The organism is Caballeronia sp. AZ7_KS35 (genome assembly GCF_023631045.1).
In the GTDB taxonomy this organism is placed as follows: domain Bacteria; phylum Pseudomonadota; class Gammaproteobacteria; order Burkholderiales; family Burkholderiaceae; genus Caballeronia; species Caballeronia zhejiangensis.
The window spans coordinates 210,989-226,990 of record NZ_JALQDV010000038.1 but is presented as its reverse complement, the minus strand read 5'-3'; the positions used below and the strand labels follow the sequence as shown (position 1 = coordinate 226,990).

The following is a 16,002-nucleotide window of genomic DNA, read 5'->3' as shown; positions in this document are numbered from 1 at the left end:
GCGCTTCGCATGACGAACGTTCGACCATCGCGCATGAGCGCGCGAGTCGGTATAGCATGCATCGCATGAAGATACTGTTGACCGGACCGGCGGGGCTGTTTCGCGAGGGCGTCGCGGCGCTCCTGCGGGGATTCGCGCAGGATGCCGAAGTGCACGCGGCCGACCGTCTTCCCGATCGATGGCCGGACGAACGCAAGCCCGATTGCATCGTCATGGACGGCGATCGTCTGAACGATGTCCGCGCGCAACTCGACGCCGCGCGCGAACGTGTCGGAACGACGCCCGTGATCGTGCTGTTGAGCATGGCCACGCGCGAGCAAGTCGATGAACTGATCGCGACGGGCGTCGCGGGATGTGTCGAGAAATCCGCTTCGGCAGAGCTTCTTTTTGGTGCGATCGGCCTCGTGCTGGCAGGCGGCGTTTCGCTGCCGCGCTCGCTGCTTTCGTCGGAGAGAAGCGAATTGCGCATGCCGTCCGGAAACGTCGCGCCGGACCCGAACCTGCATCTGACGCCGCGTCAGCTCGAAGTGCTCGCGCTGCTCGCTCGCGGACGCTCCAACAAGACGATCGCGCGCGAACTCGATGTCGCCGAGGCCACGGTCAAGACGCATCTCACGACGATATTCAAGGCGCTGAACGTATCGAGCCGTGGCGAAGCGAGCGCGGTTGCGGCGCGCATGGCGAAGATCCGCGAGACGCAGGTCGATCACGCCATCAGCGGTCAGCTTCCGGTCGCGCGCCTGCTCGCCAGAATGGAAAGCCAGCGTTTCCGGCCCGGCGAAGTGCTGTTTCGCAAAGGCGATCCGAGCGGCCAGATGTTCTACGTCGAGAAGGGCACGGTGCGGCTTTCGGAGCTCGGCATCGAACTGGGCGCGGGCACGGTGCTCGGCGAAATCGGGCTCTTTTCGCCGGAGCATCGGCGCACGTCGACGGTGATCTGCAAGACGGACTGCGAGATGCGAACCGTTTCCGCCGCCGATGCCATTCGGCTCTACTATCAGGAGCCCGAATTCGCGCTTTATCTGGTCCAGCTCATCGCGAGCCGGCTGCAGGCCGACAAGGATCGAGGCGCTTAGGAACGCTTCCGTACATAGTGCGGAAAAGGCGCCTTGCTATTCACCGATGCAATGACTACGTTATGGTGTGCGGCAGACATTTCGTGACCCGAAACATCGGACGCGAGTAAAAGATGCCGGGCGTCGCGGCCATTCAAATCATCATCAAACACCGCGCGAGACCCGCGTCTGCCGTCCTGCTGCGCTTGATGCGATCCCTCGGTGAGAGCATGGGCCATCCGTTATCGAACGGACGCGCCGTCGATCGGTCTTGAAAGTATGAACGCGGAACTTGCCGGTACGGCCAATGTGTTGCAACGCGTCGTGCGTACGATCCTGTTCGCCGATCTCGTCGAGTCGTGCCGGCTCGCCGAAGCGGACGAAGCGGGAACGGCCGCGCGCTGGCGCAATCTGCGCGCGGTCATTGAAAACCGCATCGTGCCGGAGCATCAGGGGCGGCTGATCCGCACCGAAGGCGACGGCCTCATGATGCTGTTCGAGCACGCGTTGCCGGCGGCGCGTTGCGCGCTCGACATTCAGGCGGCGTGCAGGGCGAGCGCGGCCGATCGCGGCGACGGCAACGCCGCGGCCGAGCCGCTCATGTTGCGCGAGAGTCTGCACGAGACCGAGCTTTTCGCGGACGAGCGCGACGTCTACGGACGCGGCGTGAATCTGGCCGCGCGTCTCTACAACCTCGCCGGACCCGGCGAAATCGTGATGTCGGATTGCGTGCAGGCGCGGCTCGCGGGCGTTTTCGACGCGTGCATCGAGGATCTCGGCGAGTGTCATCTGCGGCATCTGGCGCATCCGGTGCACGCGTTCCGTCTCGGCGGACCGGGGCCGCGTCCGGTGATCGCGCCTAACGCCATCGGCGCGGCGGTGCTGCGGCCTTCGATCGCGGTGATTCCGTTCGCGTCGCGCTGCCTCGACGCGAGCCATGACGTGCTCGGGGAGATTCTCGCCGACGACATCATCATCGGTCTCTCGGGCAGCGACGAACTGCGCGTGATCTCTCGGCTATCCACGAGCGCGTTGCGTGACCGGAGCGCGAACGCGTCGCAGGCGGGCGCGCTGCTCGATGCGCGCTACGTGCTGTCGGGCGCGTATCGCACGCATGGCGGCAAGATCGTGCTCGCCGTCGAACTCGCCGATACCAAACTCGCTTGCGTCGTCTGGGGCGAAACGCTCACCGACAGCATCGACGCCGTCATCGCGGGCGAAAGCACGCTCGTCGCGCACATTCATACGTCGGTTAGCACGCGGATCGTGTCGCACGAGCTCGAACGCACGCGCAGCCAGTCGCTGCCGACGCTCGAAAGCTCGACCTTGCTGCTCGGCTCGATTGCGCTGATGCATCGCGGCGTGCGCGACGAATTCGAGCGCGCCGGCCAGATGCTCGACGTGCTCGCGGAACGCGCGCGCGGCCAGGCGACGCCTTACGCATGGCTCGCGAAATGGCATGTGCTGCGCTTCAATCGCGGCTGGACGACGGACCGCGTCGGCGAGGCGCATTCCGCGCTCGCCTGCTCGCGGCGCGCGCTCGACGCCGATTCGCGCTCGTCGATGGCGCTCGCGGTCGAAGGTTTCGTCCGCACGAATCTGCTCAAGCAGCTCGATGCCGGCGAGGATTGCTACGAGCGCGCGCTGGAGGCGAATCCCAACGATTCGCTCGCGTGGCTGCTCAAGGGAACGCTTCATGCATTCAAGGGCGAGGGCGACGAAGCCGTCGCGGCGACGGGACATGCGCTCGCGCTCTCGCCGCTCGACCCGCTGAAGAGTTTCTACGAGTCGCTCTGCGCGACGGCGGCGCTTTCCGCGCGCCAGTACGAGCGCGTGATCGAACTCGCGGAGCATTCGCTGCGCAACGGGCCGAATAACACGTCGACCTTGCGCGCGCTCGCGATCGCGCAGGCGGAACTCGGTCTCGTCGACGATGCGCGGCTCACGATCCGCAAGGTGCTCGCGATCGAGCCGCATCTCACCGTGCGCGGCTTTCTGGAGCGTTCGCCGAGCGCGGCGTTCGAGACGGGCCGCATCTGGTCGGACGCGCTGCGGCGCGCGGGTTTGCCGTTGCAGTAGCCCGCAGGCATTCCTGACGAAGCAAAGAGGTGAACAAATGGCGACTCTCGGCGGAGTGGGCGGCGTAGGTGGTGTCGGTGGCGTGGGCGGCGTCGGTGGCGTGGGCGGCGTCGGGGGAGTGGGAGGCGTCGGCGGAGTCGGCAGCGCCGACATGCTCGGCGGCGCCGAATCGCAGACGATGGGTCTCATCGGCCATCGCGACGGCATCTGCGGGCCGTGGCAGCCGGGTCAGCCGTTTGGGATCAATCCCGAAGAGGACGAATTCCGGACGGACGCGAACGGCAATCCCGTTCGCAATCTCGACGACAACGGCCAGCTCTGGCGCTGGGACGACTGGGTGCGGGCGAGCGTGTTCGACTTCGAACTGGTGTCGAATCTCGCCTTCACGCTCTCGCCAAAGGATGCGGAAGAGGAGGCTGGCGGGACCGGCGTGACGCTGTGGGATCGCGGTTTCAGGATCGACCCGAACGACACCGCGCCCAAGTTCGATCCGCCCAAGCTGATCGTTCAGATGCATCGGCCGGGCAAGGACGTGTTCGTCAAGCAGCTCACGTTCATGGATCGCTACTCCGACCTGCGCGCCGAACGGGCCAACGAAACGCTGCTGCAGATGGGACCGCAAGCAGCCTTCTGGAGCTCGATTCTTTTCCTGAGTCCGCAGCGCACGCCGAAGACGCTCGAACTGCTCGCGACGGCGGTGCGTTTCGCGATCGCCGTGGAAATGCGTTTCAAGCACGCGCTCGCGTGCAGCCGCGCGATCGACTATTCGCCGCAAGTTCAGCCGATGATCCCGACGCCCGGCCACGGCTCGCTGCCGAGCGGACATTCGACGCAGGCGTACATCGTCGCGGGCGTGATGAACGATTTCTTCCGAGATTTACGCAACGCGCCGATGGCGACCGGCGCGCAGCCGTCGACGGCGCTGCACACGCAGCTTTACGCGCAGGCGCGGCGCGTCGCGCTCAACCGCACGATCGCGGGCGTGCACTTCCCGGTGGACACGGCGGCGGGGCATCTGCTCGGGACGACGCTCGCGGAGTATTTCGTGCATCGCTGCAAGATTGACGGCGATCGGGGCACCTTCACGCCGCGCACGTTCCGGGGCGACCAGTTCGACGGCGAAGAGGACTTCAACGATCAGGAGCCGCTCCTCTGGCCCGCCAACGCCACCGCCGCGCAGCAGTCCGATCCGCCGACGATGGTGTCGCCCGATTACCCGCATATCTGGCTCGGCAAGCCGAAGCCGACGGGCGCAGGCTCGCCGATTCTCGCCTGGCTATGGAACGAGGCGAAGAACGAGTGGAACGGCAAGGGCTTGAGCGGAAATCGCGTGCCGACATGAACGCGATCTGGCAGGTCCATTCGGATGCCACGCCGCTGCTGGACGAAACCGAAGCCGGCGTGCTGGGCGTAACGCGCGCCGATCCATACCTCGTGTGGGCCGTTCTCACGCGATTCGCAGACCTGGGCGGCCCGCCGCCGGGCTTCGTGCCGATCGCCATCGAGACGGCGCAGGGCACGACGGCGCGCAAGCTCGCCGAGACGGTGCAGGGCAAGAGCGGGATATGGATGTCGGCGCTCTATCGTCATCCGGCCGCGGGTCTCGAAAACACGCGCTTTTGCACCGCATTCGTGACGGCGGCGTTTCTCGATCATCTGAAGACCGATCTCGCCGGCATGATCGAGCGCTTCACGCTCGCGATGCCGGTGCTGGCCGGCGAGCCGCCGCGCAGCGATCCCGTGCCGGTCACGAATCAGGACAAGCTCGCTCACGCGCCGCGTCGCCATGGCGCGCCCAAGGTCGTCGTGGTCGGCGCATGCGACGACGCCATCGCGTTCGCGCACGCGCATTTTTACGCCGATGCGGCCGGCACGGACTCGCGCGTGCGCTGTTTCTGGAATCAGGACGATCCGGCCAACGACGCGCAAGGGCTCGGATACGGGCGCGAGTTCCTCTCGGCGGACATTCACAAGCGGATGAACGACGCGCGGCGCGACGGCGTCATCGACGAAGAGGCGCTCTATCGCGATGCGGGCGCGACGGCGCTCGCCCGCGGATGGACGCACGGCACCGCGACGCTGGACCTCGCCGCGGGCGTCGATTTGCGGCGGCCCGATCTTTCGGCGCCGAATCCGAATCGAGCGCCGGATCCGCCGCCCGAACTGGTCGCCGTGCAATTCCGTCAGCCGGGCCGGACCGTGCGCGACACGTCCGGCCTCTGGCTCGACGCGCAGGCGCTCGATGCGTTGCGCTACATCATCGCGCGCACGCGGGACATCGCCGGCGATGTGAGCCGCGCGTTCATCAATATGAGCTATGGCTATTTCGCCGGTCCGCACGACGGCACGTCGATGCTCGAATGCGCGATGGACGAGCTCTCGCAAACGCAAGCCTGCTCGATCACGCTCCCGGCGGGCAACAGCAATCTCGACCGCTGTCACGGCACGCTGTCCATCGCAAAGGACGCGACAAAAGAACTGCGCTGGCGCGTGTTGCCCGAGTGTCTGACGCCGAGTTTCGTCGAAATCTGGCTGCCCGATATCGGAGATTCGAACATCGAAGTCGCGGTGCGGCCGCCCGGCGGCGGCGCGAGCGCGGGAATCCAGCCCGGCAGCGTCGCCGCCTGGACGCTCGGCAGCGAGCGCCTGTGCACGGTCGTGCATCTCGGCCGCGGCGCGCGCGGCAAACCGCCGATGATTCTCGTCGCGCTCGCGCCGACGATGACGCGCGACCCGAACCGGCGTCCCGCGCCGAGCGGCGACTGGATGATCGAGCTGAAGAATGCCAACCAGAACAGTGACATCGAAGTCCAAGCCTGGGTGCAGCGCAACGAGACGCCCTTCGGCTTCCCCGTACGCGGACGCCAGTCCCGCTTCGACGACGATGCTTACGTGCGCTTCGACAAATACACCGCGCCACAGGACTACGACGGCCCCAATCCGCCGAGCTGGATCCGTCGCGAGGGCACGCTCAGTTCGATCGCGACGGGCTTTCAGACGTGCGTCGTCGGCGGCTATCGCAAGCAGGACCTGGCCACCGCGCCGTACTCCTCGTCGGGCTTCGACCGCGCGGGCAAGCCGCCCGATCGCGCCGGGCCCGACGTGGCCGCCGTATCGGATCGCTCGATCATCCGCAAAGGCGTGATGGCGGCGGGCACGCGCAGCGGCTCGGCGCTTGCGTTCGAGGGCACGAGCGCCGCCGCGCCGCAAATCCTGCGCAAGATCGCGGTGTCGCCGCCCCAGGGCGCCACCTTTTCGACGACGCCCCGTCAAGACACGCGCAACAAGGCGACGTTGCAGACGATCACGTCCGCCGGCGTCACCGAGCAAGGCCGCAAGCTCGACGCGGACGAGCGGGGCCGGCGCGTGTCGCAGGGCAACGTCGGCGCGGGCATCGTGAAAACGCCGCCGACGGACATCGAAGACCGCTGACGCCCGCTCATTCGTGCGCTTCTAGCGCGAGCAGATTCAGCACGATCAGGATCGCGTCGCGGTTCTCCGGCGCGATCGCGATGCCGAGCGTGTCCTCCATCCAGCGGCCGATTTTCGTCGCGGCGAAGGATTTCGGCGTCGCTCTCTTCTTCATCGTCACGCCGAGCTTGCGCGCGCGATAGTGATACGACGGCACCTCGTACCGGTCCGCGACGGCCTTGAGCCCGCCCTTGCGTTCGCCGCACGCGCCGAGACTCCCCGCGAGGACGATCCGGTCCGGCGCATCGAGCGCCGCGACGAACGCGCGCGCGAGACCGCGCACGTCCGCCTCGCTCAGACCGAATTCGGCGAGCGCGGCTGCCACCGGATCGTCGGGAGCGTGCGCGCGCGAATCGACTTCGGCCTGCACGCCGTCGATCTCGATCGACAGATTGCGCTGCAGGCTCGCGCTGCGCAGACAGTCGATCAGGAAGCGGCGAAAGTACGCGCACAGCGCATGCGCCGTGGACGGCGCGCTCTCCGGCGACGCGTGCGACGGGCGCTGCTCGAAGTCGAGCCGCAACACGCGCGAGAAGAAGAATTGCGAGATCAGCTCCTCCTTGTCCTCGGGCAGTCCGCGCAACTCCGACGGGTAATAGCCGCGCAGCGCCGCCAACACCAGCTTGTAGATCTGGCCGATTTCGCTGTCGGAGAGACTCGTCCGGCGATGCCACAGTTCGGCGAGCGTCGACGTTTCGAGCGCGAAGGCGCTTGCGTCGCGATGAGTCAGCGCGTCCATGATGACGCTCCCGTTCCCCTGAATCCTCTGTGCGTGAACATGGCCCCTCCTGCGTTTGCTGCGCCGCCCGGCGCGTGGCCCGAGGCGTGTCGGCTTTTCAGCCGTTCCTGCGAGCCGGCGCTTTCAAATTAGTCACGGCGGGGCGCGCGCAAAATCGGCTGGATGGCCTACATCGAAAGTCGTAGAAAGGGGATGGCCATAAAGTTTTCGGCTGACCGGCCGATAGCGCATGAGGAATCGAGCGCCGGGCGTCATCTCGGCGTGGGCCTGAGGCGGTCGAACCGCAAGAAAAAGCAGTCGCAAAAGACTGACAAGAAACGAGAGAGGGCCGATGACTGGTGTCTACAATCCGCTGCTGGTCTGCCTGTCGCTGGTGGTCGCGTTCCTCGCGTCCTACACGGCGATGGAGCTGTCCGGCGGCCTGAATGCGCTTGCGAGCGCGAAACGCCGCCCCGCCTGGCTTGCCGGCGGCGCGGTGTCGATGGGCGTCGGCATCTGGTCGATGCACTTCATCGGCATGCTCGCGTTCTCGCTGCCGATTTCCGTCGGCTACGACGTGTCCATCACGGCGGCGTCGCTCGTGCTCGCGATCGGCGTGTCGTTCATCGCGCTCGCCACCGCGAGCCGGGGCGCGCTATCGTGGCCGCGCCTCGTCGTCGGCGGCACGATCATGGGCGTCGGCGTCGCGGCGATGCACTTCACCGGCATGCGCGCGATGGAGATGTCGCCGGGAATCGACTACACGGTCTGGAAAGTGGCGCTGTCGGTCGCGGTCGCGATCTTCGCGTCGATGGCCGCGCTCTGGCTCGCGTTCACGCTGCGCGCGTCGAACGTGGAGAACCGCGTCGTCAAGCGGCTCGGCGCGGCGATCATCATGGCGGTCGCCATCACCGGCATGCACTATCTGGGCATGGACGCGGCCAATTTCGCGCCGGGCAGCCTCTGCCTCGCCGATGCCAAACTCGACGCGAACTGGCTCGCGCTCGTCGTCACGGCGATGTCGTTCACCGTGCTCGTCGGCACGCTCGCGCTGTTCGCGCTCCACACGAGCAGCCTGTCGATCTCGCTGAAGCGCGCGAACCGGCAACTGCGCTATCTCGGCACGCACGACGCGCTCACGAGGTTGCCGAACCGCCAGCAACTCACGCTGCGCATCGCGCAGGCGATCGAAGACGGCGCGCGCCGCGCGTCGCCGTTCGCGGTGCTCTTCATCGATCTCGACGGCTTCAAGTCGATCAACGATTCGCTCGGTCATGGCGTCGGCGACGATCTGCTGCAGGTATGCGCCGAGCGTCTGCGCGAGGATTTGCGCCATACCGACATGGTCGCGCGGCTCGGCGGCGACGAATTCGTGATCGTGGTCGGGAACGCGGCGGACACCTCGGCGGCAATGACGGTCGCCAATGGCGTGCTGGGGCGTCTCTCGCAGGAGATCGTCGTCAACGGCTTGCCGCTGCGCGTGAGCGCGAGCATCGGCATTGCGTTTCATCCGCGCGACGGCGCGAACGCCGACGAACTGCTCCACAGCGCCGACGCCGCCATGTACGCCGCGAAGCAGAGCGGGCGCAATACGGTCCGCGTGTTCGAGCCGCAGATGAATCACACGGCGCTCAGGTCGCTGATCCTTCAACGTGACCTGCATCGCGCGTTGAGCGACGACCAGTTGAGCCTGTCGTTTCAGCCGAAGTTCAGCGTCGCGTCGCAATCGGTGACGGGCGTCGAGGCGCTGATTCGCTGGCGTCATCCGGAGCTCGGCGAAATCGCGCCGCTCGAATTCATTCCGATCGCCGAGCGCTCCGGCCTCATCGTCGAAATCGGCGACTGGGTGTTGCGCGAAGTGTGCCGCAACATCGCGCGATGGGACGCGGACGGCCTGCCGGCGATCTCGGTCTCGGTGAATCTGTCGCCGATCCAGTTCAACGTGCCCGATCTCGTCGCGCGCGTCGATGCGCTGATCGCCGCGTCCGGCGTCGATCCGTCGCGCCTCATGTTCGAGATCACCGAATCGACGGCGATGCAGAACATCGAACGGACGAGCCGCACGATCGAGGCGCTGCAAGCGCGCGGCTACGCCGTGGCCATCGACGATTTCGGCACCGGGTATTCAAGCCTCTGTTATCTGCAGCGCTTTCGTTTCGATCAGATCAAGATCGACGGCTCCTTCGTGCGCGATCTCGATTCGTCCGGGCAGCGCGGCAGCGCGTTGCTGTCGGCGGTCGTGACGCTCGCGCGCGCGTTGCAGATCGAGGTCGTCGCGGAAGGCGTCGAAACGCAGTCGCAATTCCGCACGCTCGGCGAACTCGAATGCGATCAGATGCAGGGTTTTCTGCTGAGCCGGCCGATGCCCGCGGCGGAACTTCCGGGCTTCTTGAGCAGCATGGCGGGACGGATCGTCGCGTCCGGCCGCGCCTGCGCCGCGCCTATCGGCTGACGCGCGGCGCGCCCGCCCACAACGCGATCGCGCTCAGATTGTCCGCGCCGGCGGGCGCGTTGCGGCGCGCACGAGCCGCGAGCGCGGCGAGCCAGCTTGCGGCGTCGCCGGCATCGTCGATCGAATCGATCATCGACGCTTCGTCGAGATGTTCCCAGAAGCCGTCGCTGCAGACGAGAAACGCGTCGCCATCCTCGATCGGAAAGGGCACGCGCGCGGCTTCGATCTTCAGTTCGTCGTCGGTGCCGAGCGCCGTGTGCATCACGCTGCGCAGCCGGTATGGCTGCGCGCTGCCCTGATCGAGCGTCTGCAGGACGATGCGTCCGTTCCTGAAACAGTAGATGTGCGTGTCGCCGCAATGCGCCCAGTTCGCGTGTGCGCCTTGCGGGTCGATCGTGAGGATCGCGGCGGTCGAGCGCATGCGTTCGCGCGTGCCGCCGGCCGATTGCGCATCGACGATCGCGCGGTTCGCGGCGAGCATCGCATCGGCGAGTTGTCCCGTTTCGACGCTCTCGCCGCGCGTCGCGCAATCGCGCAGCACGTCGCGCATGGTGTCGACGACGAGTTGCGCCGCGACGTCGCCGCCGCCGAGACCGCCCGCGCCATCGGCGACGATGCCCGCGATCAGCCGGCGATGCGCGACCAGCACGAGCCGGTCTTCGTTGCTGTTGCGACCGCCCGGATCGGTGAAGCTGGCGAGATCGAATCGCATGGGGCTACCTTGAAGGCTTGTCATGGTTGGCGAACGTCGATGAGCGATGCGCGGGCCTTCCGCGCGGGCTACGCGATCAAGACGAACGCGCGTCCGCGCTTTTGAAACTCAAGGCGCGAGCCAGCCACGGCGAATCGGCCACGACGCGGCCTTGCGATAGAGCGCAATCAGCAAGCGCATCAGCGCTTCTCCGGCACGCGCCCAGAGCGGCGCGACGAGCGCATACGCGATGCACGCGACACCGATTGCGCCCGCCATATCGAGCGGAAAATGCACGCCGATGCGGACCCGCGCCCACGCGACCGCGACGCCCGCGAGCGCGGCAAGCAGGCCGTCATGCCAGAGACGCGCAAGCAGCAATGTCAGCGCGACGCTGGCGAAGAGCGTCCCGTGATCGCTCGGAAACGACGAATCGGGCACATGCTCGATGAACGTATGGCCGAGGCCGATCATGAACGGCCGCGGATGCATCCACAGCATGCCGATCAGCTGATTGAGCCCGAGCGCGAGGAACGTGACGCAGCACGCGCGCACGGCCGCGCCGCGTTGAAGGCGGCCGCCGAAGAGCCACATGAACGCGAGCAGCGCGGGAATGAGATAAACGAGATCTTCGGCGATGGCGATGGCAACGTCGATTTGCCATAGCGGCGTGGCGGCTCGCGCGTTGATCGCAAGGAACCACGCGCGGTTGAGCGCTTCGAGTGCATTCATGCGGCAGTTTCGCTGGTTACGATGATCCGGCCGATCGTATCCGGCGAAACTTATGCGACCCTTAGCCGTGGCTCGCGCGCGCTATTTGCCCTTTGAATTCTGCGCGATGGCTTCGTCGGTTTCCCAGCCGCCGCCGAGCGCGCGAAAGAGGTTGACCTGATCGATCGCGACCTGACCTTCGGCGGCCGCGACCTGCGCCGCGACGCCGGTGAGCGTGCGCGTCGCATCGAGATCGTTGAGGAAGGACTCGCGTCCCGCGCGATACAGGCGATTCGTCTCATCGGCGGATTCGATCGCCGATTTATACGCGGTGCGCAATGCATCGGCGCGCGTGGTGTCGGATGCGTAGGTCGCGAGGCTGCTTTGCGTTTCCTGCAGCGCCTTCAGCACGACGCCGTCGAAATGCGCGAGCGCGCCGCTCGCCGATGCTTCCGCCTGCGTCACGCGCGCGCGCTGACCGTTGATCGGAAAGCTCCAGCTGATGAGCGGCCCGAACGCCCAGCGGTTCGTGTTCGCGCCGAACAAGTCTTCCGCGATGCCGACGGAACCCACCGATGCGCCGAGACTCACCGACGGATACAGCGCCGCCGTCGCGACGCCGATGCGCGCCGTCGACGACGCGAGCTGCCGTTCGGCCTGACGCACATCGGGACGGCGCTTCAGCAGCGCAGCGCCATCGCCGACCGGAATCGGCGCGCGCAGCTTCGGCAGCTTCTTGCAGGCGAGCGCGGCTTTGGGCAAGTCGGACGGCGCGCGCGCGAGCAGCATCGCGAGCCGATACTGCGCGACGCGGCGGCGCGCGACGAAGCGCGGAATGTCGGCGGCGAGCGTATCGGCCTGAGTCTGTCCGCGCGTGACTTCCGACTGATTGCCGCGGCCCGCGTCGCGCAAACGCTGCGTGAGCTTCACGCGCTCTTTCTGCAGGTTGAACGACTTCTGCGCGATCTCCAGCTCTTCGCCCGCGGAGCACGATTCGACATACGCGCGCACGACATCCGCGACCACCGTGATGCGCGCGAGATGCTGCGCGGCCTCGACGGCTTCATCGTCCGCGTTCGCTGCTTCGACACCGCGCTTCAGCTTGCCGAAGAGATCGATCTCGTAGGAAATGGACAGATCGAGCGCGCCTTCGTTGACGACCGGAAGCTTCTCCGACAACAGATATTGCTCGGCCGATTCCTGCGCGCGCTGAAACGCGGCCGAGGTCTTGCCGGAGAATCCGCCTTGCTTGTTCGCGAACTCGACTTCGGCGCGCGAACGCGCGAGATTCGCGGCGGCGACGCGCAAATCCGTATTCGATGCGAGCGCCTGCGTGACGAGCTGATCGACGACGGGATCGTCATAGAGACGCCACCATTTCGCGGGCACTTCGCCTTGCGTGACGGGCGCGCGATCCGCGCCGTCGATGGCCGCGTTCGCGTAGGGCGCCTTGATCGCGGCGTTATCGGGCAGCGTGTAGTTCGGTCCGAGGGTCGTGCAGCCGAAGAGCGCGAAGGCCGACGAAGCCGCGATGGCGATCGCTTTCATGATGCGCGTGCCGTTCATCGCGATGTGCCCGACGTGCTCGAAGTCGGCGCGGGCGCCGATGCGGGCGACGTCTCCGACGCCGCGCGCTTGCCGATCTTCGGCCCGATGCCCCGCACCGAAACCGTCGCCGTGCGTCCCGCGATCATGCGGAAGTCGGCGGGGATCTCATCGAGCGTGACGCGTACCGGAATGCGCTGCGCGAGACGTACCCAACTGAACGCGGGGTTCACGTTCGGCAGGAGACTCGGGCTTTGCTGACGGTCGCGGTCTTCGATCGCCGCGACGATGCTCTGCACATGACCGCGCAAAATGTTGGCTTCGCCCATGACCTTGATATCGACGGGCTGGCCGATATCGATGCCGCCGAGCTTCGTTTCCTCGAAGTAACCCTCGACGCGGAACGATTGCATGTCCACCACCGACAGCACCGCGCGTCCCGCCGACACGAATTCGCCGGTGCGCGGCGCGCGATCGTTGAGATAACCGTCGACGGGACTCACGATCTCCGTGCGCTGCAGATTCAGGCGCGCGGTATCGATGGCGACTTCGGCATCGGCGAGGGCGGCTGTCGCCTGCTCGACGCGCGAATGCGTTTCCTCGACGACTTCGCGCGCGACGAGATTGCCGAGCGCGCGATTGCGCGCATCTTCGCGACGCGCCTGATCGAGCGTGGCGCGGCGTTGCTGCGCGGTCGCCTGCGCATTGCGCAGCGCGAGCGTGTAGCGCGCCTGATCGATCACGAAGAGCACGTCGCCTTTCTTCACCTGCTGATTGTCGGCGACCTTCACGTCGGTGATAAGGCCGGACACGTCGGGCGCGACTTGAATGACATCGGCGCGCACGTGGCCGTCGCGCGTCCACGGCGCGAACATGTAGTAATCGACGAGCTTCCACAACACGACGCACGCAATCGCGACGACGATGAGCGTAAGCAGAATCTGTCCGAGAGAGAACCAGGTTTTTTTCACGAGATGAGCCGCTGCGAAACGATGACGACAACGCCCAGCACCAGAACATAGATGCCGAGATCGAAGATGGAACGGTGCCACACGAAACGATAAAAGCCGACGCGCGCGAGCACGTTGCGAATCGCCAGATTCAACAGATAGGCGATGAACATCAGCACGAGCACGGCGGGCACGAAGACGCCGAGAATGTCGATTTCGCCGATCATGTATGGCGTTCCGATGAAGAATGAGTGACGAAGATCATGCCGGCTCTTCCTGCGTCGCGGGCGGATGCAATGAGAGCCGCATGCCGACGAGCGCGTGCAGCGTGTCGCGCAGCCATCTTTCCGCGGCCGCATTCTGCGACTGCTCGAGCGCGCGCGACGTGACCTGAGCGCTCGTCACATCGATGCTGCGAATCAGCTCGGGCGGCACCGGCTGTCGTGCGCGCCGCGCGATGCAGGATTCGAAGTAACGGCGCAGTGCGTCGAGCGTATCGTCGACGGATGTCTGTATGTCCAGCGGCAGCTTGCGGCGCGTGCGGCGCAGATCGAGTGCATTGAGCGCGACACGAAAATCGCGAAAGCTTTCGATCGACGGATGACGATGCGAGTCCGTCGCGGCATGACGCGGCAAGAGCTGCATCAGACGGTCGAGCATGCGTGCGTAGAGATTGCGCTGATCCGCGATCAGCACCGAAGGCGACGCGCTCAGCACGATATCGGCCCACGCCGAGCGCGTGAGACGCGCGGCCGCGAGTTCGGCGCCGAACGGACGCGTCATGCGCGTCCAGATGAATGCGAAGAGCAGGCCCCCGACGCCCGCGAGATTGCTGTTGGCGAACACGAAGAAGTCCGCTTCGTAGGCGCTCTGGATGCTGATGAAGGTTGCGGTGTTCACGGCCGTGAGCATCGTGACGAGCGTGAAGCGCGGGCGCGGAATCAGCGTGCCGATGATAAGGAACGGCACCGCGAAAATCACGACGAGCATCGGGAAATCGTGTACGTGCGGCAAGACGGCGAACACGTAGAGTCCGGCGAGCACGACGCTCAGACACGTCGCGAGAAAGAACGTGAACACTTGCGGCGCGGGCTCGTCGAGCGCGGCGAAGAAGCAGCACGCGACGGCGGCGAGCGTCACGGCGGCCGCGCCGTCGTTCCATCCCGATTCGATCCACAACCCGCATGCAACGATGATCGCGCTCACCGCGACGCCGGTCGAAAAGAGCATCATGCCGCGATCGAAAAAGCGCGCGGTGCCGCCCAAACGCCAGTGACGGAAGTGCGGACGCCATTCGCTCGTCTCGTTGAGAATGGCCGCACGCAACGCGCGAATGTCCTGCCATACGTCGATGACCTGACCGAGACGCCACAGCGCATTCGAGAGCAGCGCGCCGTCCGCGCTCGCGAGCGCTTCGACGGGCGGACGCATCGCATTGATGCGCTCGCGGAAGGCATCGGGCGCACGGTCGTTTGCGACATCCTCTTTGGCGCGCGGCGTGGGCGAGCCGACCCACGCGGCGACGTCCTTCAACAGCGCTTCGAGCCCTTCAGGATGCTCGCCGTGCTTCCCGATCAGTTCGATGAGCGGATCGGCCATCGATGAAATCAGCGGCAGAAAGATCTGCATGCGTCCCTGCAACGCGCGCGCACGCCGGATGATGTCGGGCCGCGTGTGATCGTAGGTCAATTGGCTCAGCAGGAATTCGAGTCCGTTGACGGTCGCCGCGAGCCGCTGCCGCGCCGCCGATATGGAGGCGCCCGCGATATGCCCCGAGAGCGTTTCGCTCGCGTAGAAGGCGGCGTCGCGGAACCATGCGTCCGTTCGTTCGATGAGCGTCGGCGCGAGGCGGCTCGGAAACACCACGCTGCCGACGACGCTCGCCACCACGATGCCGAGCAGGATCTCTTCGGTGCGCGTGATCGCGAGATCGAAGACGGCCGTCGGATTCGTGACGGCGGGCAGCGCGATCAGCGGCAGCGTGTAGCCCGCGAGCAGAAACACATAGCTGCGCGCGCTGCGGTCGAACATCGAGAGAAAGAGCAGCGTGCCCGTCCACAACGCGACGCTCACGCTGAAGAGATACGGCGATTCGACGAACGGCGGCACGATCAACACCGCGCCCGCCGCGCCGATCATGGTGCCGAGCGCGCGATACAGCGCCTTCGAGCGCGTCGCGCCGACGAACGGATTCGACACGATATAGACGGTCGCCATCGCCCAATAAGGACGCGGCAATTCGAGTCTGAGGCCGATGTAGAGCGCGATCATCGCGGCGGCGAAGGTCTTGGCGGAAAAGAGCCACTCGCGCGCGGATGGAAAGGACATGG

Annotated in this window: 12 protein-coding genes; 5 read left to right on the top strand and 7 right to left on the bottom strand. The window is 66.2% G+C overall.

What is annotated here, in order from left to right; translation table 11 throughout:
* The first annotated feature begins 65 nt into the window (after nt 1-65).
* The 4 genes from NCT05_RS23755 (at nt 66) to NCT05_RS23740 (ending at nt 6,566) form a co-directional block, all read left to right on the top strand.
* Complete coding sequence (locus NCT05_RS23755) at nt 66-1,076, top strand: LuxR C-terminal-related transcriptional regulator (RefSeq protein WP_033536286.1); 1,011 nt, start codon at nt 66-68, stop codon at nt 1,074-1,076.
* A 258-nt stretch (nt 1,077-1,334) separates the two neighbouring features.
* Nucleotides 1,335-3,134 (top strand): adenylate/guanylate cyclase domain-containing protein, encoded by a 1,800-nt coding sequence (locus NCT05_RS23750; protein WP_250503311.1) that lies wholly within the window; start codon nt 1,335-1,337, stop codon nt 3,132-3,134.
* A 37-nt stretch (nt 3,135-3,171) separates the two neighbouring features.
* Entirely contained in the window at nt 3,172-4,476 is a 1,305-nt protein-coding gene (locus NCT05_RS23745; protein WP_250503310.1) for a phosphatase PAP2 family protein, read from the top strand.
* Nucleotides 4,473-6,566: a S8/S53 family peptidase gene (locus NCT05_RS23740; RefSeq protein ID WP_250457321.1), complete on the top strand. Its 2,094-nt coding sequence runs from the start codon at nt 4,473-4,475 to the stop codon at nt 6,564-6,566. Before NCT05_RS23745 ends, NCT05_RS23740 begins: the two co-directional genes overlap by 4 nt.
* 7 nt (nt 6,567-6,573) lie before the next feature.
* On the opposite strand, the gene NCT05_RS23735 is transcribed toward NCT05_RS23740, so the two are convergent.
* On the bottom strand, nt 6,574-7,344 hold the full coding sequence (locus NCT05_RS23735) for a hypothetical protein (protein ID WP_250503309.1): 771 nt from the start codon (nt 7,342-7,344) through the stop codon (nt 6,574-6,576).
* 331 nt (nt 7,345-7,675) lie between these two features.
* Here NCT05_RS23735 and NCT05_RS23730 point away from each other — a divergent pair, with 331 nt between their 5' ends.
* Nucleotides 7,676-9,775 (top strand): putative bifunctional diguanylate cyclase/phosphodiesterase, encoded by a 2,100-nt coding sequence (locus tag NCT05_RS23730; RefSeq protein ID WP_250457322.1) that lies wholly within the window; start codon nt 7,676-7,678, stop codon nt 9,773-9,775.
* Here the strand turns inward: NCT05_RS23730 and NCT05_RS23725 are convergent.
* From NCT05_RS23725 to NCT05_RS23700, 6 genes are all read right to left on the bottom strand, one after another.
* On the bottom strand, nt 9,765-10,487 hold the full coding sequence (locus NCT05_RS23725; protein WP_008348376.1) for a PP2C family protein-serine/threonine phosphatase: 723 nt from the start codon (nt 10,485-10,487) through the stop codon (nt 9,765-9,767). The two genes, NCT05_RS23730 and NCT05_RS23725, sit on opposite strands and share 11 nt — an antisense overlap.
* A 108-nt stretch (nt 10,488-10,595) precedes the next feature.
* Complete coding sequence (locus NCT05_RS23720) at nt 10,596-11,198, bottom strand: phosphatase PAP2 family protein (RefSeq protein ID WP_175981113.1); 603 nt, start codon at nt 11,196-11,198, stop codon at nt 10,596-10,598.
* Nucleotides 11,199-11,279: 81 nt separating this feature from the next.
* Complete coding sequence (locus tag NCT05_RS23715; RefSeq protein ID WP_502800894.1) at nt 11,280-12,725, bottom strand: efflux transporter outer membrane subunit; 1,446 nt, start codon at nt 12,723-12,725, stop codon at nt 11,280-11,282.
* 14 nt (nt 12,726-12,739) lie between these two features.
* Entirely contained in the window at nt 12,740-13,693 is a 954-nt protein-coding gene (locus NCT05_RS23710) for an efflux RND transporter periplasmic adaptor subunit (RefSeq protein WP_008348371.1), read from the bottom strand.
* Nucleotides 13,690-13,899, bottom strand: a complete 210-nt coding sequence (locus NCT05_RS23705) for a DUF1656 domain-containing protein (protein WP_008348368.1) — start codon at nt 13,897-13,899, stop codon at nt 13,690-13,692. The genes NCT05_RS23710 and NCT05_RS23705 overlap by 4 nt, the downstream gene beginning before the upstream one ends.
* Nucleotides 13,900-13,933: 34 nt before the next feature.
* Nucleotides 13,934-16,000, bottom strand: a complete 2,067-nt coding sequence (locus tag NCT05_RS23700) for an FUSC family protein (RefSeq protein ID WP_250503307.1) — start codon at nt 15,998-16,000, stop codon at nt 13,934-13,936.
* Nucleotides 16,001-16,002 lie beyond the last annotated feature (2 nt).